The sequence below is a fragment of the Pararhodobacter aggregans genome, assembly GCF_003075525.1.
GTDB classification, from domain to species: Bacteria; Pseudomonadota; Alphaproteobacteria; order Rhodobacterales; family Rhodobacteraceae; genus Pararhodobacter; species Pararhodobacter aggregans.
The window spans coordinates 188,719-211,049 of sequence record NZ_QDDR01000008.1; the positions used below are offsets into that span (position 1 = coordinate 188,719).

The window sequence follows — 22,331 nt, forward strand, 5'->3', positions numbered from 1 at the left end:
CGTCATGCCGCTTTATCCCGGCATTCCGGCCCCGATGCCGCCGCGCGAGCCCTATGCGGGGTGGACGCGGGCGGATCTGGTGGCGCTGGCCGAGGATCTGGGGATCGAGGGGCGCTCGATGATGACGCGCGAGGAGCTGATCTCGGCCCTGTTGCGCGAGTGACGGGCCCTCCGCCGGACAGCGTGAGCCGGGCAAGGAAAAACCCCGCCCTGAGGGGGCGGGGTTTTCCGTGATGCAAGAGGGGGATGCATCGAAGGGGCGATCAGGCCTCTTCGGCTTCCTCGGCCTCATCGGCACCGGCCGAGCGCAGGCCCGAGGGCGCGGCAAGGTTGGCGACGACGAAGTTGCGGTGGATCACCGGCTGCACGCCTTCGGGCAGCTTGATGTCGCTGATGTGGATGACGTCGCCGATGTTGTGGCCGGTCAGATCGACCACCAGCTTTTCGGGGATGTCACCGGCCAGCACGTTCAGCTCGACGTCGGGACGCACGACGGTCAGCGTGCCGCCCTTTTTCAGGCCCGGCGCGGCGGCGTGGTTGATGAATTCCACGTGCACGAAGAGGTTGATGCGCGAGGTGCGGAGCAGGCGCATCAGGTCGACGTGGGTCGGCATGTCCTTGACGACATCGCGCTGCACGTCGCGGCAGATGACGCGAACGTCTTCCTGGCCTTCGACCTTGAGGTTCCACAGCTGCGACTTGAAGCGGCCCTGACGCAGCTTCTTGAGCAGATAGTTGAAGTCGAAGTCGAGGTTCACGGGATCGGCGCCACCGCCGTACAGAACGCCCGGCACCTTGCCCGCACGACGAGATTGACGAGCGGCCCCCTTGCCCGACCCCGTCCGGACCTCGGCGATCAGATCCTGGATCTCACCAGCCATATCGGTTCTCCTAGAATTGGTTGCTATCGGCCACGCCCCTCCAAGGGTGGATGCGCAGCGCGGCTGGCCATAGCCCAAGGGCGCCAGGAAGGAAAGGGGAAATCGTCGGCCGCGCGCCGCTGCGGGGGCGCTGGACCTTGCCCCGCGCGCGTGATCGGATGCGGCCGTTCCCGGGTCGGAGGTTAGCCGCGTGTCCTTTCGTCTGCAACTTGCGGCCTCGCGCGGGCCTGCGGCGTGTTTCGTCGGCATGGGCGTGGTCTGGGGCGCCTTCATGGCCGCGATGCCGGATCTCAAGGCAGCACTGGGGGTCGAGGACGGGCCTTTCGGCCTCTTGCTGATCTGGGGCTCGGTTGCGGCCATCGCGGCGATGAGCGTGGCGCCCCGGGTGGCGCCCCTGCTGGGACGCTGGGCGCTGCCGGTCTTCGTGGCCGGCATGGGGCTGTCGCTGGCACTGATGGGGCAGGTCGGCGCGCCGCTCGCGTTCCTTCTGGCGCTGATGGGGATGGGGCTGACCTCGGGCGCGCTCGACGTCTACATGAACGCGCGGCTCTCGGCCATCGAGGCGGCGCGGGGCGAGCCCTTGATGAACCTCAGCCACGGGCTCTATTCGCTGGCCTTCGCGGCGGCGGCGGCGCTGACCGGGCTGGCCCGCGCCGGGGGGTGGGGCGCGCCGCAGATCCTGGGCGTGGCGGCGGGGGTCTGCGTGGCGATGGCGCTCGTGTCCATCGAGCGTGACGGGCGGATCGAGGGGATGGGCGGGGGCCGAGGCGCGGGCAGCGGGGCGCTGGGGCTGGTGCCCTGGCTGGGCGGGGCGCTGATCCTGGCCGGGCTGATGAGCGAGAACGCAGTCGAGGCCTGGTCGGCGCTTTATGTCGAGCGCGATCTGGGCGGCGCGACCGGTTCGGGGTCGCTGGCGCCGGCGCTGATGGGGCTGACCATGGGCTTCGGGCGGTTGATGGGGCAGGGACTGTCCCGGCGCCTGCCGGAACGCCGGTTGCTGATGGGCGGCATGGCGGTGTCGGTCGCGGGGCTCTTGGTGGTGGTCGGGGCGACGGGGCCGCTGATGGCCTATGCGGGGTTCGTGGTCATGGGGCTGGGGGGCTCGGTGGTGGTGCCGACCGCCATGGCGCTGACCGGGCGGCTGGCCGATCCCGCGCTGCGCGGCCGCGCCATCGCCCGGGCCACGGTGCTGGGCTATCTGGGCTATTTCCTCGGCCCGCCGATGCTGGGTCTGATGGCCGAGGTCGCGGGGTTGCGCGCCTCCTTCGCGCTGGTGGCGGGGGTGCTGGCGCTGGCCATGCTGGTGGCACGGGCGCTGCTCAGGCGGGCGTGAGCTAGACCACGGTCTCGCGGTCGATCTCGGTAATCAGCCAGTCCTTGAACCGCGCGACCGAGGGCTTGGCGCGCTCCCCGGGGGCGAGGTCCGGCTCGGCGAACCAATAGCCGAAGCCGGTGGCGGTCTCGGGGCCCAAGGGCACCAGCGCGCCCGCGTCGAGTTCCGGCCGGATCAGGAAGGCGGGCATCAGCGCCACGCCCATCCCGGCGGCGGCGGCCTGCGCCAGGGTCGAGACCTGTTCCAGCCGCATCGCGGGTGCGGGCAGGGGCCCGGCCATGGCGCTGATCGCCCACCAATCGGCCCAGGCCTGCGGCCGGGTCGCCAGCGCCAAGAGCGGCTGGCCCGCGACGCCCGGCGTACCGGGCGCGGCGACCGGCATCACGCGCTCCTCCATCAAGAGCGTCAGCCGCGCGCCCGGCCAGTCGCCGCGGCCCGAGTGGATGGCGGCGTCGATCCCCTCGGCGCCCAGATCGAAGCGGCCGATACGGGTGGTGAAATGCAGCGTGATCTCGGGGTGGCGGCGGACGAAACGGGGGATGCGCGGCATCAGCCAGCGGGTGCCGAAGGTGGGCAGGATCGCCAGTTGCAGCCCGCGCTCCTGCGTCTGGCCCAGCGCCTCCATCGCGCCGCGGCCCAAGGCATCGAGGGCGGCCTTGGCAGCGCGGGCATAGGCCGTACCCGCCTGCGTCAGCCGCGCGGCCCGCGCGCCGCGGTCGACCAGCACCACGCCCAGCTGCCCCTCCAACTGCGCCACCTGCCGCGAGATCGCCCCCTGCGTCTGGCCCAGATCCCTTGCGGCAGCGGTGAAGCTGCCGGTCCGCGCCACGGCGTCGAAGGCCAGCAGCGCGGGGGTGTTGGGCAGAAGGCGGCGCGGTATCATTACAATCCCTCATGGTTCCATGCCGATTTATCCGGTTTCACGCCCGCTGTCTCATGGTATTTCACCGCCAGCAACGGAGGATCCCTCATGACCGACCGCCCCAAACTGAAACCCAAGGACGCCCCGGACCTCAGCCGTTTCCAATGGGATGACGCGCTGCGGCTGGACAGCCAGCTGACCGAGGACGAGCGCATGCTGCGCGACGCGGCCAAGGAATTCGCGCAATCGGTGCTGCAACCGCGCGTGATCCAGGCCTTCCGCGACGAGACCTCGGACCCGGGCGTCTTCAAGCTGATGGGCGAGGCCGGGCTTCTGGGCACCACGATCCCCGAGGAATACGGCGGCCTTGGCGCGGGCTACGTGACCTATGGTCTGGTGGCGCGGGAAATCGAGCGGGTGGATTCCGGCTATCGCTCGATGATGTCGGTGCAATCCTCGCTGGTGATGTACCCGATCTATGCCTACGGCTCCGAGGAACAGCGCCAGAAATACCTGCCGGGTCTGGCCTCGGGCGATCTGATCGGCTGCTTCGGCCTGACCGAGCCCGATGCGGGCTCGGACCCCGCCGGGATGAAGACCCGCGCCGAGAAGACCGCCACCGGCTACAAGCTGACCGGCACCAAGATGTGGATTTCGAACGCGCCCTTCGCCGATGTCTTCGTCGTCTGGGCCAAGTCCGAGGCGCATGGCGGGCGCATCCGCGGCTTCGTGCTGGAGAAGGGCATGAAGGGCCTGAGCGCGCCGAAGATCGAGGGCAAGCTGTCGCTTCGTGCCTCGACCACCGGCGAGATCGTCATGGACAACGTGGAAGTCGGCGAAGACGCGCTGCTGCCCTATGTCGAGGGGCTGAAGGGTCCGTTCGGCTGCCTCAACCGCGCGCGCTATGGCATCGCCTGGGGCGTGATGGGCGCCGCCGAGTTCTGCTGGCACGCCGCGCGGCAATATGGCCTCGACCGCAAGCAGTTCGACAAGCCGCTGGCTGGTACGCAGCTGTTCCAGAAGAAGCTCGCCGACATGCAGACCGAGATCACGCTGGGCCTGCAGGCGGCGCTGCAAGTGGGCCGCCTGATGGACGAGGCGCAGGGCGCGCCCGAGATGATCTCGCTCATCAAGCGCAACAATTGCGGCAAGGCGCTGGATATCGCCCGCGTGGCCCGCGACATGCACGGCGGCAACGGGATTTCCGAGGAATTCCAGGTCATTCGCCACATGGTGAACCTGGAGACGGTCAACACCTACGAGGGCACGCATGACGTTCATGCGCTGATCCTGGGCCGGGCGCAGACCGGGCTGCAGGCCTTCTTCTGAGGCGATGCGCCTTTCGCATGTCAATCTGGTGGCGCGCGACGGTGAGGGCCTGACGGCCTTCTACGTCGCCGCCTTCGGCTTGCAGGTTCTGCGGGCCCGTCGCTTGGTCGACGGGCCCGTTTTCTTCCGGGGCATGGGGTTGGCGCGGGCTTTCCACAGCACATGGCTGGGCTTTCCCGAGGGCGGGCCCTTCCTCGAAATCTTTGACTTCGATGCCCCGGTCTGGACCACACCCCAAGGCCCTGACGCGCCCGGCCTGCGGCATCTCGCGTTTCGCGTGACCGATCTGGCCGCGACGCGCGAGCGGGTTCTGGCGGCGGGCGGCAGCGCGCAGGGCGCGATCACCAACCTCGGGTCCGAGGCCGCGCCGATCCTCGCCGTCTATCTGCGCGACCCAGAAGGGAACCTTCTGGAACTGGAACAGGCCTGAGCCTCAGCGCCCCAGCTTCTCGGCAAACAGCCGGTCGAGCGCGGCATAGGCCCGCTGCGTCGCCGCCGCGCTATAGGCCATGCCGTTTTCGGGGCTGTTGGCGCGCGGGTTGGTGAAGGAATGCCCGGTCTGCCCGAAGCCCATGAGCTGCCATTCGGCCCCGGCCGCGGTCAGCTCCTGCGCCAGCGCCACCACCGCCTCGGGCTTGGCCAGCGGATCGTCCCAGCCATGCATGACCAGCACGGAGGCCTTGATGGCTTGCGTCGGCTGCGGCGGCCGGTCGAGCACCCCGTGCAGTGACCCCGCCACCGCCAGATCCGCCCCGCTGCGGGCCAGATCCAGCACCGCCTTGCCGCCATAGCAATAGCCCATGGCGCCGAGCCGCGTCGCGTCCACGCTCTCCTGCGCGGCGAGCGCGGCCAGCGCCGCCGCCATGCGCCGGGCCAGAACCGGGCGCTGCGCCTCGACCCCGAACATCAGCGCTGTCGCCTCCTCGGCATCCGCGGCGCGTTTCCCCTCGCCATAGTAATCGCCCAGAAGCACGACATAGCCCGCCCGCGCCAGGACTTCGGCGCGCTCCTCCTCGACCGGGCCGGTCCCGGCATAGGCGGGGGCGATCAGGATGCCGGGGGCGGGACCCGGCAGGTCGTCGTCGCTGAGCAGGATGCCCCGCATCGGCGTCGTGCCATCGGTCCATTCGAGCGTCTCGCGCTGGATCATGCTGTTCCTCCCTATGGTTGTGCCGCAACTTGGCAGGCCCGCCAGCCGCGTCAAGGTCGCTTTTCACCCTCCGGGCGACGGCCCCGGTCGCGAAACCCGGGGCCACGCCCCGCATCCTGACCCCAGCCCGGAGGTTCCGATGACCCGCCATCCCCGCCTGATGTCGCCCCTCACCCTCAGAGGCGAGACGCTGCGCAACCGCATCGTGTTCGGCGCCCATACCAACAACATGGCGGAAGACGGCCTGCCCGGCGCCCGGACGCTGGCCTATCTGCGCGAGCGTGCGCTGGGGGGCGCCGGGATGGTGGTCTGCGAGCCGGTTCCCGCGCATCGCACCGGCGTCCTCACCCGCGGCAATTACCGGCATGAAGACGACAGCATCATCCCCGCTTTCCGCAAGGTGACCGAGGCGGTCCGGGCCGAGGGCGCGGTCATCATCCAGCAGATCTATCACGTCGGCGGGCACGGCGATTCCGACCTCAGCTTCCAGCCGCATTGGTCGCCCTCCGGCCGGCCCTCGTATCATGACGCGGACGGTTCCCACGCGATGTCGGAGGTCGAGATCGAGGAATTGCTCGCCGCCCATGTCGCCGCCGCCCGCCGCGCGCAGCAGGCGGGCTTTCAGGGGGTCGAGATCTGGGCCGCCTACAATTCCCTGATCGACCAGTTCTGGCTGCCCTGGTCCAACCGGCGCGAGGATCGCTGGGGCGGCTCCTTGGAAAACCGCACCCGGTTTTCGCGCGAGTTGATCGAGGGCGTGCGCCGTGCCTGCGGCGAGGATTTCATCCTCGGCCTCGCCATCAGCCATGACGCGCAATATTCGGTGTCGCTGCAGGCCGAGGCCTTGTGCGAGATCGTGGCGCTGCACGACGCCACGGGGCATGTCGATTACGTCACCTGCGGCGCGGGCTCCTACCTCGATTTCGCCCGGATCATCCCGCCCTTCACCGAACCCGACACGCTGACCGTCCCCGTAACCCAGCTCCTGAAAGGGGTGGTGCAACACGCGAAGATCACCGCCGAGGCCGGGATTCGAACGCCGGATACCGGCGAGCAGGTCATCGCCTCGGGCGCCGCCGATCTGGTCAGCATCGTCCGCGGCCAGATCGCCGACCCGCATCTGGCGGCCAAGACCGCGGCGGGGCAGGCGGATCGGGTGCGCCCCTGCCTCAGCTGCAACCAGATGTGCTGGGGGCGGCGGTCCCGCGATTACTGGATTTCCTGCGTGGTGAACCCCTCGAGCGGCCGGGAATGGGAATGGGGCGGCGACCGCTTCACGCCCGCCGAGACGCCGCTCGACGTGCTGGTGGTCGGCGCCGGCCCCGCGGGGCTCGAGGCCGCCCGTGTCGCCGCGATCCGCGGCCACAGGGTGGTGCTGGCCGAGGCCCAGCCGCAGATCGGCGGCCAGTTCCGGCTGGCCGGGCAGCAGCCGCGCCGGGCGCAGATCCTCGACCTGCTGGATTGGTACGAACGGGAACTGACCCGCCTCGGCGTCGACCTGCGCCTCAACAGCTTCCTCGACGTGGACGCGATCCGCGCCCTCGGCCCGGACCGGCTGGTCCTCGCCACCGGCTCCCTGCCTGATGACGAGGGCTTCCAGCGCTGGCTGCCGCAGCACGACCAGCTTCCCGGGCTCCACCGCGGCGCCGTCCACAGCGCCGAGGCGGTGATGCGGCGCGAGGCGCGGCTGGGGGCGGAGGTGGTGCTCTACGACGAGGGCGGGCACTGGAAGGGCATCGGCACCGCCTGGCACCTGGCCGAGGCCGGACACCATGTCACGCTGGTCACGCCCGACGCGATGGTGGCCCGCGACCTCGCCCGCACCGCCGCCGATGGCCCGGCCCGCGCGGCGCTGGCCCGGCGCGGGGTGCGCTTCCTGACCGAGCATGTGATCGCCGAATGGCTGGGCAACGGGGCTGGGGCGCGCGTCGCCTCGCTCCTGACCGGCGAGGAACAGACGATCCCCGCCTCGGCCCTGGTCATGGCGACCACCAACCGCGCCTTCGACCCGTTCAGCGAGGACCTCGCCGACCTCAATCCGCAGCTGATCGGCGACGCCGCCGCCCCGCGCCTCGCCCCCTTCGCCTTCCACGACGGCCGCAAGATCGCCCGGACCCTGTAAATCTTCGTTCTGCAAATATCCCGGGGGTAGGCCGCAGGCCGCAGGGGGCAGCGCCCCCTGAGCGGCCCCGAGGGGGCTCGATGCCCCCGAGGGCCGCCCCTGCGAGCCCCGGATTACTCCGCCGCCCGCCGCCGCTGCTTCAGCAAGGGCTCCAGGTAATGGCCGGTATGGCTGGCCTTGACCTTGGCGACCTCTTCGGGCGTGCCTTCGGCCACCACCCGGCCGCCGCCGTCGCCGCCCTCGGGGCCGATGTCGATGATCCAGTCGGCGGTCTTCACCACGTCGAGATTGTGCTCGATGACCACCACGGTATTGCCCTGCTCGACCAGTTCGTGCAGCACTTCCAGCAGCTTCCTCACATCCTCGAAATGCAGGCCGGTGGTCGGTTCATCCAGGATATAGAGCGTCTTGCCGGTCGAGCGCCGCGCCAGTTCCTTGGACAGTTTCACCCGCTGCGCCTCGCCGCCGGACAGCGTCGTCGCCTGCTGGCCGACCTTGATATAGCCCAACCCCACCTGCATCAGCGCGTCCATCTTCTCGCGGATTGAGGGGACGGCGGTGAAGAAATCCTGCGCTTCCTCGACGGTCATGTCGAGCACGTCGGAAATTGATTTACCCTTGAACAATACCTCCAGGGTCTCGCGGTTGTAGCGCTTGCCCTTGCAGGTCTCGCAGGTGACATAGACATCGGGCAGGAAGTTCATCTCGATCTTCAACACGCCGTCGCCCTGACAGGCCTCGCAGCGCCCGCCCTTGACGTTGAAGCTGAACCGCCCCGGCTTGTAGCCCCGCGCCTTCGATTCCGGCAGACCCGCGAACCAGTCGCGGATCGGCCCAAACGCCCCGGTATAGGTGGCGGGGTTCGAGCGCGGCGTGCGGCCGATGGGCCGCTGGTCGATGTCGATCACCTTGTCCAGATGCTGCAACCCCTGCACCGTCTCGCAGGGGGCGGGCGTTTGGCGGGCGCCGTTCAGCCGCATGGAGGCGGTCTTGAACAGCGTCTCGATGGTCAGCGTCGACTTGCCGCCGCCGGACACGCCCGTCACGCAGACGAATTTGCCCAGCGGGAAATCGACCGTCACGTCATGCAGGTTGTTGCCCGAGGCCTTGACCACCCGGATCGCCTTGCCGTTGCCCGCGCGCCGGTGGGCGGGGACCTCGATCCGGCGCTGGCCGGACAGATATTGCCCGGTCAGGCTGGCCGGGTCGGCGGCGATCTCCTCGGGCGTGCCCTGGCTGACGATGCGCCCGCCATGGACCCCGGCGCCGGGGCCGATGTCCAGCACATAGTCGGCGGTGCGGATCGCATCCTCGTCATGTTCGACCACCAGCACGGTATTGCCCTGATCGCGCAGGTTCCTGAGCGTGGTCAGCAGCCGGTCGTTGTCGCGCTGATGCAGCCCGATCGAGGGCTCGTCCAGCACATAGAGCACGCCGGTCAGCCCCGAGCCGATCTGCGAGGCGAGACGGATCCGCTGGCTTTCCCCGCCCGAGAGCGTGCCCGCCGCGCGGCTGAGCGTCAGGTAATCGAGGCCCACGTTGACCAGGAAGCCCAGCCGCTCGCGGATCTCTTTCAGGATGGCGGTGGCGATCTGGTTCTTCTGCTTGGTCAGATGGTTGGGCGCGTCCTCGATCCAGGCCAGCGCCTCCTTGATCGACATTTCGGAAACTTGCGAAATGTGCATCCCGCCGATCTTGACCGCCAGCGCCTCGGGCTTCAGCCGGGCGCCGCCGCAGGTCGAGCAGGGGCGGTTGTTCTGGTAGCGCTCGAATTCCTCGCGCACCCAGGCAGAATCGGTTTCCTTCCAGCGGCGCTCCATGTTCGGGATCACGCCCTCGAACACCCGGGTCACCTGATAGACCCGGCCGGAATCGTCATAGCGGAAGGGGATTTCCTCGCCCTTCGAGCCGTGCAGCAGCACGTCCTTGACGTTGTCCGGAAGATCGCGCCACGGCTTCTTGGCGCTGAATTTGTAATGCTTGGCCAGCGCCTCGATGGTTTGCAGGAAATAGGGCGTCTTGCCCTTGCGCCAGGGGGCGATGGCGCCGTCCTCCAGCCGCAGCATCGCATCCGGCACGACCAGCCGTTCGTCGAAGAAGAGCTCCACGCCGAGCCCGTCGCAGACCGGGCAGGCGCCATAGGGCGCGTTGAAACTGAACAGCCGCGGCTCGATCTCGGGGATGGTGAAGCCACTGACCGGACAGGCGAAATTCTCGGAGAAGGTGATGCGTTCGGGCGTCTCGCCCTCGGGCGCCGAGGCCATTTCCAGCACGGCAATCCCGCTGGCCAGATCCAGCGCGGTGCGGAAGGAATCCGCCAGACGCGTCTCCATCCCCGGGCGAACCACGATCCGGTCGACCACCACGTCGATGTCATGGCGGAACTTTTTGTCCAGCTCCGGCGGCGTTTCCAGCTCGTGGAACACGCCGTCGACCTTGACCCGCTGGAAGCCTTGCTTGCGCAGCTCCAGCATCTCTTTCTTGTACTCGCCCTTGCGGTCGCGGACGATGGGGGCCAGCAGGAAGGCGCGGGTGCCTTCCTCCATCTGCAACACGCGGTCCACCATGTCCTGCACCTGCTGCGCCTCGATGGGCAGGCCGGTGGCGGGTGAATAGGGGGTGCCGGCGCGGGCAAAGAGCAGCCGCAGGTAATCGTGGATCTCGGTCACCGTGCCGACGGTCGAGCGCGGGTTCTTCGAGGTGGTCTTCTGCTCAATGGAAATCGCCGGGGAAAGGCCCGCGATATGGTCCACATCGGGCTTTTGCATCATGTCGAGGAATTGCCGCGCATAGGCCGACAGCGATTCGACATAGCGGCGCTGCCCCTCGGCATAGATCGTGTCGAAGGCCAGCGACGACTTGCCCGAGCCGGAAAGCCCGGTCATCACGACAAGCTGATCGCGCGGAATGTCGACATCCACGCCCTTGAGGTTGTGCTCGCGCGCGCCCCTGATCTCGATGAACTTCTGTTCAGCCATGTCCCATACCCGGCGCAATCCCTCTGCGCGGGGAACATAGTGCGTTTGTCGCGAGTCTCCAATGCGTATTCGTGAACAAAAAGGAAACTTCCGCAGCGGCGGCATCACGATGCTGCAACGCCGCGAAAATACACATGCGATGACTTGAATGTGTATGGGGGCCATGCTATCTGAGGCTCAACGGATCCTGACCTCCTCCCACACCCCCGGAGACGCAGAATGTTCAACCTGTTCAATTCCCTGATGGGCAGCGCTCCTGCCGTCAACGCTGCCGAGGCCGTGCAGGCCGTGGCCGAGAAACGCGCGCTGGTCATCGACGTGCGCGAAGAGGCCGAGGTTCAGGCCTCGGGCCGGGCGAAAGGCGCGCTGAACCTGCCGCTGAGCCGGTTGAATCTGACCGCCGACCCGAATTCCGGCCATTTCGACAAGCGTCTGGCGGCGGCGCGCAAGGACGGGCTGCCGGTCTATCTTTACTGCGCCTCGGGCGCGCGGTCGGGGCGGGCGGCGGGCATCCTGCGCAACCATGGCTTCGCCGAGGTCCATAATCTGGGCACGCTCAACGCCTGGGCCCGGGGCGGCGGCGCGGTCCAGCGCTGAGGGGCAGGGGCACATAAGGCCACCCGGCGGGAAAGTGACCAACCGGGTGGCCAAGTGCCGCTTTCTCTCCGGTCTTGCGCCCGATCTGTGCTAGGTCTAGGCGGGTGGGTCACTCTGGCCCGCCTCGTCGTGCCTGCCCCCTGCGCCTGCCTGCCCGGAGACCCCATGCTCAAAGTTCTTTCCTCGACCTGGGCGCTTCTGTTCGGCCTGATGCTGCTGATGCTGGGCAACGGGATGCAGGGCACGCTGCTGGGCATCCGCGGCGCCATCGAGCATTTCTCGACCACGCAGATGTCCATCGTGATGTCGTGCTATTTCATCGGCTTCCTGTTCGGCAGCCGCCTCGCGCCCGAGATGATCCGCCGCGTGGGCCATGTCCGCGTCTTCGCCGCGCTGGGGACGATGATCTCGGCCGTGCTGATCCTCTATGCCGCCTGGCCCAACTGGATGGCCTGGGCAGCAATGCGGGTGCTGATCGGCTTCTCGTTCTCGGGCGTCTACATCACCGCCGAAAGCTGGCTCAACAACGCCTCGACCAACGAGACGCGGGGACAGGCGCTGTCGCTCTATCTGATCGTGCAGATGATCGGCATCATCGCGGCGCAGGTCCTGCTGAATTTCGCCGATCCCTCGGGCTTCATCCTGTTCGTGATCCCCTCGGTGCTGGTGTCCCTGGCCTTCACGCCGATCCTGCTGTCGGTCTCGCCGGCGCCGGCCTTCGAATCGACCCGGCCGCTCAGCTTCCGCCGCCTCTATCAGGCCTCGCCGCTGGGCTGCGTCGGCATGTTCCTGCTGGGCGGCATCTTCTCGGCGCAGTTCGGCATGGCCTCGGTCTGGGGGACGCAGGCGGGGCTCAGCATCCGCGACCTGTCGATCTTCGTGGCTTCGATCTATGTCGGCGGGCTGGTGCTGCAATTCCCGATCGGCTGGGTCAGCGACCGGATGGACCGGCGGATGCTGATCCTGGGGCTGGCGGCGGTGGGGGCTGCGGTGCTGATGCTGCCGGTGATCTTCGATCTGCCCTTCATCCTGCTGATCGGGGTGGGGGCGCTGATGGGCGGGATCTCCAACCCGCTCTATTCGTTGCTGCTGGCCTATGTGAACGATTACCTTGAGAAGTCGGACATGGCGGCGGCCTCGGCCGGGCTGATCTTCATCAACGGGCTGGGCGCCATTTCGGGTCCGATCATCACCGGCTGGATGATGGGGGTGATCGGGCCCTCGGGCTTCTTCCTGTTCATGGCGGTGATCTTCGCGCTGCTGACCGCCTATGCGATGTTCCGCATGACCCGCCGCCGCCGCACGCCCGAGCAGCAGGGCAGCTATACCGCGCTCTCGCCCACGGCCTCGGTGGTCACGGTCGAGGCGGCGATGGAACGCGCAGAGTCCGACAGCTGAGGGGGGCGAGGGGTTGACCCCCTCGCGCCGCCGTCGCAGGCTGAGGCAAAACGGAGGTTCCCATGCCCATCAGCCCCCGCGCCAAGGCCGTGCTTGGCTATTGGCGTGATCTTGGCCCCGCCGGTTGGTACGCGGGCGGCGAGTCACTGGACGCCGAGATCCGCACCCGGTTCGAAGAGGATTGGAACACCGCCCTCTCCGGCGGGCATCGCAGCTGGATGCATTGCCCCGAGGGGATCCTGGCCTTCCTGCTGCTGACCGACCAGTTCCCGCGCAACATGTTCCGCGGGCAGGGCAAGGCCTTTGCCACCGATCCGCTGGCGCGGCGGGCGGCGCATTACGCCTGGCAGAATCAGCTGGACCTGAGGATCGACGAGCCGATGCGGCAGTTCTTCTATCTGCCGCTGGAGCATTCCGAGAGCCCGTTCGATCAGGACCGCGCCGTGGCGCTCATCAAGGCCCGGATGCCCGAGACGGGGGCGGAGACGCTGCTGCACGCCCGCGCGCATCGCGAGATCATCCGCCGCTTCCGCCGCTTCCCGTTCCGCAACGAGGCCCTGGGCCGCGAGACCACGCCCGAGGAGCGGGCCTTCCTGGAGGCGGGCGGCTATATGGCCATCGTGCGGGAATTGCAGGGCTGAGGGCCGTGGCGAGCCTTGCCAAGGGCGCAGGGCAGCCTGCCGAAACGCGCCCGGCAGCAGGTCGCGGTTGCGCCGGCGGCAAAAGTAGTTTAGTGCTGAACTATATTCCATGCGGGAGGGATCCATGGCCGAGCAGAGCTTTGATGTCGTCGTGATCGGGTCTGGGCCGGGCGGCTATGTCGCGGCGATCCGCGCCGCGCAGCTGGGCAAGAAGGTCTGCATCGTCGAGCGCGAGAACCTGGGCGGCATCTGCCTCAACTGGGGCTGCATCCCGACCAAGGCGCTGCTGCGCTCGGCCGAGGTGTTCCACCTGATGCACCGGGCCAAGGAATTCGGGCTGAGCGCGGGCTCGGTCGGGTTCGATCTGGATGCCGTGGTCAAGCGCTCGCGCGGGGTGGCCAAGCAGCTGTCGGGTGGCATCGGCCATCTGATGAAGAAGAACAAGATCACCGTCGTCATGGGCACCGCGACGCTGGGCAAGGGCGGCGTGGTCTCGGTCAAGACCGACAAGGGCTCGGAAAGCCTGAAGGCCAAGGACATCATCCTGGCGACAGGTGCCCGGGCGCGCGAACTGCCGGGGCTGGAGGCGGATGGCGATCTGGTCTGGACCTACCGCCACGCGCTGGTCGCCAAGCGCATGCCGAAGAACCTGCTGGTCATCGGCTCGGGCGCCATCGGCATCGAATTCGCCAGCTTCTTCAACACGCTGGGCGCCAAGACCACGGTTGTCGAGGTGATGGATCGCGTGCTGCCGGTGGAAGACGCGGAAATCTCGGCGCTGGCGAAGAAATCCTTCGTCAAGCAGGGCATGGTCATCAAGGAAAAGACCACGGTCAAGAAACTGGACCGCGGCAACGGCAAGGTCGTGGCCCATTTCGAGGCCGGCGGCAAGACCGAGACGGCCGAGTTCGACACGGTGATTTCCGCCGTGGGCATCGTCGGCAATGTCGAAGACCTCGGGCTCGAGGACCTGGGCGTCAAGATCGACCGCACCCATGTGGTGACGGACGAATATTGCCGCACCGGGGTTCCGGGCCTCTGGGCCATCGGCGATATCGCCGGCGGGCCGTGGCTGGCTCACAAGGCGAGCCATGAGGGCGTGATGGTGGCCGAGCTGATCGGCGGGCTGCACGCCCATCCGGTCAAGGCGACCTCGATCCCCGGCTGCACCTATTGCCATCCGCAGGTGGCGAGCGTCGGCCTGACCGAGGCCAAGGCCAAGGAACAGGGCTATGACGTGAAGGTCGGCCGCTTCCCCTTCATCGGCAACGGCAAGGCGATTGCTCTGGGCGAGCCCGAGGGGCTGGTGAAAACCATCTTCGACGCCAAGACCGGCGAATTGCTGGGCGCGCACATGATCGGCGCGGAAGTGACCGAGATGATCCAGGGCTATGTCGTCGGCAAGACGCTGGAAACGACCGAGGAAGACCTGATGCACGCCGTCTTCCCGCATCCGACGCTGAGCGAGATGATGCACGAGAGCGTTCTGGACGCCTACGGCCGCGTCATCAACTTCTGAGCAAGCCCTCGGCCAGCGCGGTGGACAGGATGTCGACCGCGCCAGCCAGTTTCTCGTCGATGATGTGCAGGTAGTCGGTCCAGTCGTGCAGGCCGGTCAGGTCCGATTGCCCGTCCGAAATCCCCCGCAGCGCGATCAGCGGCAGCCCGGCCTGCATGCAGGCGCGCTGCACGGCGTAGGTCTCCATATCCACCATATCCTCGGCGATGCCGTCATAGGCGAGGCCGGTGACGATGTTGCCGCCGGTGGAGAGCGTCGCTTCCTCGATCCCCGGCAGGCGCAGGGGCAGCGGCAGCACCTTCGGCAGGTCCAGGAACGGCACCAAGCCTTTCTCGAACCCCAGGGGCGAGGCGTCGATGTCGCGCCAGGCGACGGCGCTGGCCTGATAGAGCCCGCAATGGGCCAGCCGCGCCGATCCGGCTGAACCGAGCGAGACCACCAGATCCGGCGGCGTCCCGGCGGCCGAGAGCCGCGCCAGCGCCGTGGCGGTGCCGATGGCGGCTTCAACAGGTCCGACGCCGGTTATCAGGGGCGTGATCCGGGCCCGCAGATGCGGGCCGAATTCGGCGCGGGCGGCCATGACGAACAGCACGTCATGGTCGGAGAGGCGGGTCAACATCATCGGCTTCTCATCAGACGGTCGGCCAGGCCCGAGACTGCCGCAAGGCCCAGCGCCAGGGCAAGGGCGATCAGCGTGACGCGGCGCCGGGCCTCGGGGATCACCGGCCAGAAGGCGACCTGCGGCGGATCGCCCGGCAGGACGGCGACCGCGACCGTGCCGCCGGCCCAGAGCGTGGTCAGCGAGGCGGGCGGATGGTCGAGGCTGGCGGTGAAGGTCCCGGCCTCGCTGTCCGAGACGAAAAGCCGGACCTCGCCGCGGGGCCAGGGCGTCTCGCGGCTGGGTTCGCGCAGATCGGTAATCAGCACCACGGCCTCGGTCCGGTGGCCGGGCGGGCGTAGCCGGTGCAGCTGCAAGCTTTGAACTATGGCGACGAGGCAGAGCACCAGCGCCGCGGTCAGCGCCGCCCCCGTGACCAGGGGCAGCGCCCGGCGGATCACCCCATGGCCCCGCCGCGGGGCAGGGCTGCGACGCCGGTGCGGGCCAGTTCGGTCAGGCCGAGCGGGCGCATCAGATCGGCGAAGGCGTCGATTTTCGACGGCGCGCCGGTGATTTCGAACACGAAGCTGCCCAGCGTTGAATCGACGACATTGGCGCGGAAGATCTCGGCCAGGCGCAGGGCCTCGATGCGGGCGTCGCCCTTGCCCTCGACCTTCAGAAGCGCCAGTTCCCGCTCGACCGACGCGCCCTCGACCGTCAGATCATGCACCTCGTGCACCGGCACGATGCGGCCGAGCTGGGCCTTGATCTGCTCGATGACGGCGGGGGTGCCCTTGGTCACGATGGTGATGCGCGACAGGTGGCCCTTGTGGTCGGTTTCGGCGACCGTCAGGCTTTCGATGTTGTAGCCGCGCCCGGAGAAGAGGCCGATGACACGGGCCAGGACACCGGGTTCGTTGGCGACGATCACCGCCAGGGTGTGGGATTCGATAATGTCCGAATGCGGGTCGCGAAGGTCATAGGCGGAGTGCTTGGACGAACCTTGCTGGATGTGTAGCGGGGACATGGGGGTTCCGTTCGGTAAGCGGGAAGGACAGGGGCCGGGGTCCGGCGACCCGCTGGGGGGCCGCCGGGTCCGTCAGGATCAGACCAGCGTCAGGCCGATGCCCGTGATGGCGCCGCGCACATCGTCCGAGGGCAGCAGCATGTCGTTATGCGCATTGCCCGAAGGGATCATCGGCAGGCAGTTCTCGTGCCGCTCGACCAGGCAGTCGAAGATCACCGGCCCGTCGTAGTCCAGCATCGCCATGATCGCGTCGTCCAGTTCATCGGGATGCTCGGCCCGGATGCCCTTGCAGCCGAAAGCCTCGGCCAGTTTGACGAAATCGGGCAGCGATTCCGACCAGGAATGCGAATAGCGCTCGCCATGCAGCAATTGCTGCCACTGGCGGACCATGCCCAGACGCTCGTTGTTGAGGATGAACTGCTTGACGGGCGTGCGGAACTGCACCGCGGTCCCCATCTCCTGCATGTTCATCAGCCACGAGGCCTCACCCGCCACGTTGATGACCAGCGCGTCGGGATGGGCGATCTGCACGCCGATCGAGGCGGGCAGGCCGTAACCCATGGTCCCCAGACCGCCCGAGGTCATCCAGCGGTTCGGGCCGTCGAAATTGAGGTATTGCGCCGCCCACATCTGGTGCTGGCCGACCTCGGTGGTGATGTAGCGGTCGCGGCCCTTGGTCAGCGCCTCCAGCCGCTGCAGCGCCAGCTGCGGCTTGATGATCGATTCCGACCCCTTGTAGGCGAGGCAGTTGACGGCTTTCCAGGCGTCGATCTGCTTCCACCACTGGGCCAGCCCCTCGCGGTTGGTCTTGCGACCGCGCGATTTCCAGATCCGCAGCAGGTCCTCCAGCACATGGCCGACATCGCCCAGGATCGGCAGATCGACGCGGATCACCTTGTTGATCGACGAGGGGTCGATGTCGATATGGACCTTGCGCGAATTCGGGCTGAAGGCATTGACCCGGCCGGTGATGCGGTCGTCGAAGCGGGCGCCGATGTTGACCATCAGATCGCAATCATGCATCGCCATATTGGCCTCGTAGAGGCCATGCATGCCCAGCATGCCGATCCACTGCTTGCCGGACGCCGGATAGGCGCCCAGACCCATCAGGGTCGAGGTGACCGGGATGCCGGTGGCATCGGCCAGTTCGACCAGCAGCTGGCAGGCGGCGGGGCCCGAGTTGATGACGCCGCCGCCGGTATAGAAGATCGGGCGCTCGGCCTGTTCCAGCATCTCGACCAGCGCGGTGATCGCGTCGATATCGCCCTTCACGCGGGGCTGGTAATGGTCGACCTTGGCCTTTTGCGGGGGCGTATAGGTGCCCTCGGCGAATTGCACGTCCTTGGGGATGTCGACCAGCACCGGACCCGGGCGGCCCGAGGTCGCGACGTGGAACGCCTGATGGATCGTCTCGGCCAGACGGTCGGGATCCTTCACCAGCCAGTTGTTCTTGGTGCAGGGACGGGTGATGCCGACGGTATCGGCCTCCTGGAAGCCGTCGGTGCCGATCAGGAAGGTCGGCACCTGACCCGACAGCACGATCATCGGGATCGAATCCATCAGCGCATCGGTGATGCCGGTCACGGCGTTGGTCGCCCCCGGACCCGAGGTCACCAGCACGACGCCCGGCTTACCGGTCGAGCGCGCGTAGCCCTCGGCCATGTGGGTCGCGCCCTGTTCGTGGCGCACCAGCACGTGGCGGATCTCGTTTTGCTGGAACAGCTCGTCGTAAATCGGAAGCACCGCGCCGCCCGGGTAGCCGAAGACCACCTCGACCCCCTGGTCCTTGAGCGCCTGAACGACCATCTTCGCGCCGGTCATCTGCGACGTGGTCTTCTGCTGGGACATGGTCTTCTCCACCTCTGGTCTGGGTCCGGTCTGTGCCTCAGGCCGGCAACGCGGGCAATAAAAAACCCCCGGGTCAGGGGGGGCATGCGGGGGACGTTCGGTTTCGGTGTTACACCGATCCGTTCAGGCCCCCGGAACTGATAAGTACGAAGCGCATTCGTCACCTCTTGGTTCGGGCGGAATTTACGTCTGCCGCAAAGCAGCGTCAACCGTCAAAGCGGGGTGTTTGATGCGAATTCGGCGGTAAATCTTTGCGAAAGTTGCGCAAGGCCGCTTTCCGGCGCAGGAAATGGAAATCGGGGCGGTTCAGCGCCCCGGCTTCAGCCCTGATTCGGTCGGCGGCAGGGTGATCGCCGCCACTTGTTCGGTAATCGGCCGTACCGCCAAGGGATGCGGCTGCTCGGTGTAATCCGCCGGATTGCCCAGATCGCGCCACTGGCCGTCACGATAGACCTCGAGCGCGCCGAAACTGGCCTTGTAGGCCATCTTGACGCTGCCCGGCACCCAATAGCCGAGATAGACGTAGGGCAGGCCCACCTGCCGGGCCAGCGCCACATGGTCGAGGATCATGTAGGTGCCAAGCCCGTCCTTGATCCGGTCGGGATCATAGAAGGAATAGACCAGGCTCAGCCCGTCATCGAGCACATCGGTCAGGCAGACAGCCGCCAGCTTGCGGCCGGAACCGCGCTGGCCCTTGGGGGCGACCTCGGGCTTTTCGGTGTATTCGATGACGCGCGAACGGACCGGCGTCTCCTCGATCATCGCCGCGAATTCGAAGATATCCATGTCAGCCATGCCGCCATCGGCGTGCCGGCTGTCCAGATAGCGGCGGAAGAGGGTGAATTGCTCATCCGTGGCCCAGGGGCTGGTCGCTTCGCGGTTCAGATGCTCGTTGCGGCGCAGGTTCTTGCGCTGGCTGCGCGAGGGTTCGAAATCCGCGACCCGGATCCGGGCCGACAGGCAGGCCGCGCATTCCGAACAGGCCGGGCGATAGAGCACGTTCTGCGAGCGCCGGAAGCCCTGTTTCGACAGCGTGTCGTTGAGCGCGCGCGCGCCTTCGCCGGTCAGGGCGGTGAACAATTTCCTCTCGCTCTGCCCCGGCAGATAGGGGCAGGGCTGCGGCGCCGTGACATAGAACTGCGGCGCGATAGGCAGCGAATGGCGCATGATGGGCGCCCGTCCTTCCTGGTCGAGGCTGTGGTTGTCACTGGCGAGGCCCCGGTCTGACCGGGGTCAGGCGGGTTTCCGAGCTACCGTAGCAAGGCGAATTGTCCTCGCCAAGGGATTGTTTGACGCTTGCGCGACAGGAGCGCGGCTTCAGGAGACCAGGCTCCGGTTGACGATCACGGTGCCGAGGATCTTGTCGTTGAGCCCCTGTTTGTAGGGCGTCATGACCATCAGCAGCACCGAGACCAGCTGGCCGAGGATGAAGCTCATCGACAGCGCGTAGATCGCCGAATGCCAGAGCGCCAGCGCCGTGTCCGGCTGCCGCCCGTCCAGCCTGCGCCATTCCAGCGCCACCAGCATCATCCCGGCGGTGGCGCCGAACCGGTCGAGCATCAGCGTGCGGTAGGTGATGGCGACGCCCATCCAGACCAGAGGCAGGATGAAGATGGCGATGAAGCCGGTCAGCGCCAGGGCCAGCACCACCAGGATCAGCGTGATCGCCAGATCCACCACCCAGGCGAGGAAGCGCTTGGGGATCAGATCGTCGTAGAAGGCGGGATCGTCATAGGGATCGGGCAGGGCGGTCATGCGGTGAAAGCTCCTTCGCGCGCGCCGCAGGCTGCAATCAATGCGCCGGGCTCGACCGAGAACACATGGTCAGGCGTTCCGGCCGCGGCATAGACAAGAGCGAAGTCGCGCAGGCGGGGATCGGCGAAGATCGCGGGCGGGGTCAGATGCCCGACCGGGGCCACGCCGCCGATGGCGAACCCGGTGACTGCCCGCACCGTGGCGGCGTCGGCGCGGCTCAGCGCCTCGCCCGCAAGCAGGGCAGCACGATCGGGGTCCAGCCGGTTGCCGCCAGCGGTCAGGAACAGATAGATCTGCCCGCTTTCGCCCTGAAAGATCAGCGATTTGACGATCTGGTCCAGCTCGCAGCCGCAGGCCACAGCGGCGGCTTCGGCGGTGCGGCTGGGGCCGGGGTTCAGGATTTCCGCCCGAAGTCCGATGTCCTCGATGGCCTTGGCGACGCGCGCCAGCGATTTGCTCATGTCTGTCTCCGTCTTGCGGTCAACATGGGCATCAAGGTGCCGGGCTGCAAGACGGTGGGCTGAACGTCGGGGGGATGAACGTCGGAGGGCAGCCTACTTGCGGAACTTGTCGAGGCTCACGACTTCGCCCGCTTTGGGGGCCTCGGGCACCGAATGCAGCATCGGCGCTTCCTCGTCGTCGTCCTCATCCTCGTCGTCGTCATCGACATGGGTCTCGAACTTGAGGCCGAACTCGACCGAGGGGTCGACGAAGGTCGAGATCGCGTCGAAGGGGATGTACAGCGGCTCGGGCTGGTTGCCGAAATTCAGCGTCACCGCGAAACCCTGGTCATCGACGGCGAGGTTCTCGAACCAGTGCTGGATGACGATGGTGATCTCGTCCGGGTAGCGCGCCTTCAGCCAATCGGCCATCTCGACGCCCGGATACTGGGTGTTCAGCGTGATGAAGAAGTGATGCGCCCCCGGCAGGCCGTGCTCGGCGGTGCGGATCATCACCTCGCGGATCAGGCCGCGCATGGCCTGGTGCATCAGGTTTCCGTAGTCGATTCCGCGCGTCATCGTCATCCCCTTCGAACCCCCGGATGGTCGGGGTCGTCTGCCCCTGAGCATAGGCGTTTCGCGACCGAAGAAAAGCCTTCAGCGGGGGTGCAGGTGCAGAAAACCCGACAGGCTGGCCAGTTGCGTGTCGCGCGGGGCCGGGGCGAGGGCCATCGGCGGGATCAGTTCGCGCAGCATTTTCTGGCGCATGGCACGGGCGAAATCGCTGTGCTGATGGGCGGTGATGACGAAACCGCCCGGGGTGACGACATTGCGGCGGTAGAAATTGGTGATCGGCTGGCCGGTGCCTGCCGCCTCGATCGCGAGGCCATTGATGGTGATCCCCCGGGCATAGGCCGTGCGGCGTTCGGTGCCCAGCGTATAGCCCTCGTTCTCGTCCCCGTCGCCCGAGATGTCGATCACCCAATGGGCGCAGTCGCGGACCTGGCCGAATTGCTCGACCGCCACGGCGATGGCTTCGCCCACGGCGGTGTTGCCCCCGGAATGGGCCCGGGGCAGCGTGCCGATGCGGGCGGCAAGCTGCGCCACCTCGGCGGGTTCCGTGAGGCGGGTGAAGGGAACCGAGACTGTCTGTTCCATGGCGCCCGACCATTGCATGACCCCGAGCGCGACCTGTCCCTGCAGGAGCGCGGCGCGGACATCTTCGTCCCTGAGCGCATTGGCGATGCCCTGAAGCTGGAGCGCGTATTCATAGCTGTCGACCGAGCCCGAGACATCGACCGCCAGCATCAGCGCGATATCGCAGGCCCGGGCCTGCGGGGCGGCGGCCAGCGGCAGCGCCAGCGCAAGGGCGCCGAGCAGGCGGCGCAGAGTCGGTCGGCGTGGGTCGGGACCGGCAGGCATGGGGTAGGGTGCCATGCAGGGCGTGCAGGCGCATTCACGAAGCCGTGATCGGGTCGGTGAAAGGAGGGGGGAAGTGGAGGTTTCTGTTGCCAGGTACCTCCGAACCCCGCCCTACGGGGCTAACCGCAGGGACTTAAGATCGGTTTAGGTCAACTGCTTACGCAGCGACGGCCACCGGAGCACGGTTGTCATTGGCAACTGTACGTTTTGCACCGATATCGGTGGTAGCTCACCGGGACAAAGCAAACCCCTTTAGACGTTCGTCGATCCTGTTTCGGCCCCATTCGCCCCCAATGAAGGACGTTTTGGTGGAGCCGCCGGGTACCGCCCCCGGGTCCGATCCGATTATTACGAGCGCGTTTATGTCCATAGTCCCGGTTGCCCGGAACAGGGTCAATATAGGGTGCCGAAGGGCGGGCCTCAAGGGGGGC

The 22,331-nt window shown here is 67.4% G+C and carries 22 protein-coding genes and 1 other RNA gene; 9 read left to right on the plus strand and 14 right to left on the minus strand.

Annotated features, from left to right (window positions below):
* Window positions 1–4 precede the first annotated feature (4 nt).
* A complete protein-coding gene (locus DDE23_RS15820) occupies window positions 5–163 on the plus strand; it encodes a Rho termination factor N-terminal domain-containing protein (RefSeq protein ID WP_157958044.1) in 159 nt (52 codons plus the stop codon).
* Window positions 164–263: 100 nt separating this feature from the next.
* Here DDE23_RS15820 and DDE23_RS15825 read toward each other — a convergent pair whose 3' ends face one another.
* Window positions 264–881 (minus strand): 50S ribosomal protein L25/general stress protein Ctc, encoded by a 618-nt coding sequence (locus DDE23_RS15825; RefSeq protein WP_107752822.1) that lies wholly within the window; start codon window positions 879–881, stop codon window positions 264–266.
* A 190-nt stretch (window positions 882–1,071) separates the two neighbouring features.
* Here DDE23_RS15825 and DDE23_RS15830 point away from each other — a divergent pair, with 190 nt between their 5' ends.
* Window positions 1,072–2,214 (plus strand): MFS transporter, encoded by a 1,143-nt coding sequence (locus tag DDE23_RS15830; protein ID WP_238150010.1) that lies wholly within the window; start codon window positions 1,072–1,074, stop codon window positions 2,212–2,214.
* Between the two features lies 1 nt (window position 2,215).
* Here the strand turns inward: DDE23_RS15830 and DDE23_RS15835 are convergent, their stop codons facing one another.
* On the minus strand, window positions 2,216–3,097 hold the full coding sequence (locus DDE23_RS15835; RefSeq protein WP_202863274.1) for a LysR family transcriptional regulator: 882 nt from the start codon (window positions 3,095–3,097) through the stop codon (window positions 2,216–2,218).
* An 87-nt stretch (window positions 3,098–3,184) separates the two neighbouring features.
* Here DDE23_RS15835 and DDE23_RS15840 point away from each other — a divergent pair, with 87 nt between their 5' ends.
* Window positions 3,185–4,405, plus strand: coding sequence for an acyl-CoA dehydrogenase (locus DDE23_RS15840; RefSeq protein WP_107752828.1), 1,221 nt, complete (start codon window positions 3,185–3,187; stop codon window positions 4,403–4,405).
* A 4-nt stretch (window positions 4,406–4,409) separates the two neighbouring features.
* Window positions 4,410–4,835, plus strand: coding sequence for a VOC family protein (locus DDE23_RS15845; RefSeq protein WP_107752831.1), 426 nt, complete (start codon window positions 4,410–4,412; stop codon window positions 4,833–4,835).
* Window positions 4,836–4,838: 3 nt separating this feature from the next.
* Here DDE23_RS15845 and DDE23_RS15850 read toward each other — a convergent pair whose 3' ends face one another.
* Window positions 4,839–5,555: a dienelactone hydrolase family protein gene (locus tag DDE23_RS15850; protein ID WP_238150011.1), complete on the minus strand. Its 717-nt coding sequence runs from the start codon at window positions 5,553–5,555 to the stop codon at window positions 4,839–4,841.
* A 139-nt stretch (window positions 5,556–5,694) separates the two neighbouring features.
* Here DDE23_RS15850 and DDE23_RS15855 point away from each other — a divergent pair, with 139 nt between their 5' ends.
* On the plus strand, window positions 5,695–7,677 hold the full coding sequence (locus DDE23_RS15855; RefSeq protein WP_107752833.1) for an oxidoreductase: 1,983 nt from the start codon (window positions 5,695–5,697) through the stop codon (window positions 7,675–7,677).
* A gap of 113 nt (window positions 7,678–7,790) precedes the next feature.
* Here the strand turns inward: DDE23_RS15855 and uvrA are convergent, their stop codons facing one another.
* Window positions 7,791–10,655 (minus strand): excinuclease ABC subunit UvrA, encoded by a 2,865-nt coding sequence (gene uvrA / locus DDE23_RS15860; RefSeq protein WP_107752835.1) that lies wholly within the window; start codon window positions 10,653–10,655, stop codon window positions 7,791–7,793.
* 219 nt (window positions 10,656–10,874) lie between these two features.
* Between uvrA and DDE23_RS15865 the strand changes: the two genes are divergently transcribed.
* The 4 genes from DDE23_RS15865 to lpdA all read left to right on the plus strand — a co-directional run bounded on the left by DDE23_RS15865 (window position 10,875) and on the right by lpdA (window position 14,810).
* Window positions 10,875–11,252 carry a rhodanese-like domain-containing protein gene (locus DDE23_RS15865; protein ID WP_107752837.1) on the plus strand — a complete coding sequence of 126 codons (378 nt, stop codon included), beginning with the start codon at window positions 10,875–10,877 and terminating at the stop codon, window positions 11,250–11,252.
* Between the two features lie 165 nt (window positions 11,253–11,417).
* Window positions 11,418–12,650: an MFS transporter gene (locus DDE23_RS15870; protein WP_107752839.1), complete on the plus strand. Its 1,233-nt coding sequence runs from the start codon at window positions 11,418–11,420 to the stop codon at window positions 12,648–12,650.
* Between the two features lie 62 nt (window positions 12,651–12,712).
* Window positions 12,713–13,291, plus strand: coding sequence for a DUF924 family protein (locus DDE23_RS15875; protein ID WP_107752841.1), 579 nt, complete (start codon window positions 12,713–12,715; stop codon window positions 13,289–13,291).
* Window positions 13,292–13,415: 124 nt separating this feature from the next.
* Complete coding sequence (lpdA, locus tag DDE23_RS15880; RefSeq protein WP_107752843.1) at window positions 13,416–14,810, plus strand: dihydrolipoyl dehydrogenase; 1,395 nt, start codon at window positions 13,416–13,418, stop codon at window positions 14,808–14,810.
* On the opposite strand, the gene DDE23_RS15885 is transcribed toward lpdA, so the two are convergent.
* From DDE23_RS15885 to ssrA, 10 genes are all read right to left on the minus strand, one after another.
* A complete protein-coding gene (locus DDE23_RS15885; protein WP_107752845.1) occupies window positions 14,800–15,432 on the minus strand; it encodes a 5'-methylthioadenosine/S-adenosylhomocysteine nucleosidase in 633 nt (210 codons plus the stop codon). The two genes, lpdA and DDE23_RS15885, sit on opposite strands and share 11 nt — an antisense overlap.
* Complete coding sequence (locus DDE23_RS15890; protein ID WP_107752847.1) at window positions 15,429–15,869, minus strand: hypothetical protein; 441 nt, start codon at window positions 15,867–15,869, stop codon at window positions 15,429–15,431. The genes DDE23_RS15885 and DDE23_RS15890 overlap by 4 nt, the downstream gene beginning before the upstream one ends.
* Window positions 15,866–16,435, minus strand: a complete 570-nt coding sequence (gene ilvN / locus DDE23_RS15895) for an acetolactate synthase small subunit (RefSeq protein WP_107752849.1) — start codon at window positions 16,433–16,435, stop codon at window positions 15,866–15,868. Before ilvN ends, DDE23_RS15890 begins: the two co-directional genes overlap by 4 nt.
* Before the next feature lie 78 nt (window positions 16,436–16,513).
* Window positions 16,514–18,283 (minus strand): acetolactate synthase 3 large subunit, encoded by a 1,770-nt coding sequence (locus DDE23_RS15900; protein WP_107752851.1) that lies wholly within the window; start codon window positions 18,281–18,283, stop codon window positions 16,514–16,516.
* A gap of 306 nt (window positions 18,284–18,589) precedes the next feature.
* A complete protein-coding gene (locus DDE23_RS15905) occupies window positions 18,590–19,450 on the minus strand; it encodes an arginyltransferase (RefSeq protein ID WP_107752852.1) in 861 nt (286 codons plus the stop codon).
* A gap of 150 nt (window positions 19,451–19,600) precedes the next feature.
* Window positions 19,601–20,038, minus strand: a complete 438-nt coding sequence (locus DDE23_RS15910) for an RDD family protein (RefSeq protein ID WP_107752854.1) — start codon at window positions 20,036–20,038, stop codon at window positions 19,601–19,603.
* Complete coding sequence (locus tag DDE23_RS15915; RefSeq protein WP_107752856.1) at window positions 20,035–20,499, minus strand: YbaK/EbsC family protein; 465 nt, start codon at window positions 20,497–20,499, stop codon at window positions 20,035–20,037. Before DDE23_RS15915 ends, DDE23_RS15910 begins: the two co-directional genes overlap by 4 nt.
* 93 nt (window positions 20,500–20,592) lie before the next feature.
* Window positions 20,593–21,057 (minus strand): SspB family protein, encoded by a 465-nt coding sequence (locus DDE23_RS15920; RefSeq protein WP_107752858.1) that lies wholly within the window; start codon window positions 21,055–21,057, stop codon window positions 20,593–20,595.
* Between the two features lie 78 nt (window positions 21,058–21,135).
* Entirely contained in the window at window positions 21,136–21,915 is a 780-nt protein-coding gene (locus DDE23_RS15925; RefSeq protein WP_238150012.1) for a DUF1194 domain-containing protein, read from the minus strand.
* A gap of 57 nt (window positions 21,916–21,972) precedes the next feature.
* Window positions 21,973–22,328: a transfer-messenger RNA gene (gene ssrA, locus DDE23_RS15930) on the minus strand.
* Window positions 22,329–22,331 lie beyond the last annotated feature (3 nt).

Excerpts from the sequence above, each read along its gene's own strand:
- DDE23_RS15925 (WP_238150012.1), bottom strand. The coding sequence starts at position 21,915 with ATGGCACCCTACCCCATGCCTGCCGGTCCCGACCCACGCCGACCGACT.
- ilvN (WP_107752849.1), bottom strand. The coding sequence starts at position 16,435 with ATGTCCCCGCTACACATCCAGCAAGGTTCGTCCAAGCACTCCGCCTAT.
- DDE23_RS15840 (WP_107752828.1), top strand. The coding sequence starts at position 3,185 with ATGACCGACCGCCCCAAACTGAAACCCAAGGACGCCCCGGACCTCAGC.
- DDE23_RS15875 (WP_107752841.1), top strand. The coding sequence starts at position 12,713 with ATGCCCATCAGCCCCCGCGCCAAGGCCGTGCTTGGCTATTGGCGTGAT.
- DDE23_RS15910 (WP_107752854.1), bottom strand. The coding sequence starts at position 20,038 with ATGACCGCCCTGCCCGATCCCTATGACGATCCCGCCTTCTACGACGAT.
- DDE23_RS15825 (WP_107752822.1), bottom strand. The coding sequence starts at position 881 with ATGGCTGGTGAGATCCAGGATCTGATCGCCGAGGTCCGGACGGGGTCG.
- lpdA (WP_107752843.1), top strand. The coding sequence starts at position 13,416 with ATGGCCGAGCAGAGCTTTGATGTCGTCGTGATCGGGTCTGGGCCGGGC.
- DDE23_RS15820 (WP_157958044.1), top strand. The coding sequence starts at position 5 with ATGCCGCTTTATCCCGGCATTCCGGCCCCGATGCCGCCGCGCGAGCCC.
- uvrA (WP_107752835.1), bottom strand. The coding sequence starts at position 10,655 with ATGGCTGAACAGAAGTTCATCGAGATCAGGGGCGCGCGCGAGCACAAC.
- DDE23_RS15835 (WP_202863274.1), bottom strand. The coding sequence starts at position 3,097 with ATGATACCGCGCCGCCTTCTGCCCAACACCCCCGCGCTGCTGGCCTTC.
- DDE23_RS15870 (WP_107752839.1), top strand. The coding sequence starts at position 11,418 with ATGCTCAAAGTTCTTTCCTCGACCTGGGCGCTTCTGTTCGGCCTGATG.
- DDE23_RS15845 (WP_107752831.1), top strand. The coding sequence starts at position 4,410 with ATGCGCCTTTCGCATGTCAATCTGGTGGCGCGCGACGGTGAGGGCCTG.
- DDE23_RS15850 (WP_238150011.1), bottom strand. The coding sequence starts at position 5,555 with ATGATCCAGCGCGAGACGCTCGAATGGACCGATGGCACGACGCCGATG.
- DDE23_RS15865 (WP_107752837.1), top strand. The coding sequence starts at position 10,875 with ATGTTCAACCTGTTCAATTCCCTGATGGGCAGCGCTCCTGCCGTCAAC.
- DDE23_RS15920 (WP_107752858.1), bottom strand. The coding sequence starts at position 21,057 with ATGACGCGCGGAATCGACTACGGAAACCTGATGCACCAGGCCATGCGC.
- DDE23_RS15885 (WP_107752845.1), bottom strand. The coding sequence starts at position 15,432 with ATGATGTTGACCCGCCTCTCCGACCATGACGTGCTGTTCGTCATGGCC.
- DDE23_RS15905 (WP_107752852.1), bottom strand. The coding sequence starts at position 19,450 with ATGCGCCATTCGCTGCCTATCGCGCCGCAGTTCTATGTCACGGCGCCG.
- DDE23_RS15855 (WP_107752833.1), top strand. The coding sequence starts at position 5,695 with ATGACCCGCCATCCCCGCCTGATGTCGCCCCTCACCCTCAGAGGCGAG.
- DDE23_RS15915 (WP_107752856.1), bottom strand. The coding sequence starts at position 20,499 with ATGAGCAAATCGCTGGCGCGCGTCGCCAAGGCCATCGAGGACATCGGA.
- DDE23_RS15900 (WP_107752851.1), bottom strand. The coding sequence starts at position 18,283 with ATGTCCCAGCAGAAGACCACGTCGCAGATGACCGGCGCGAAGATGGTC.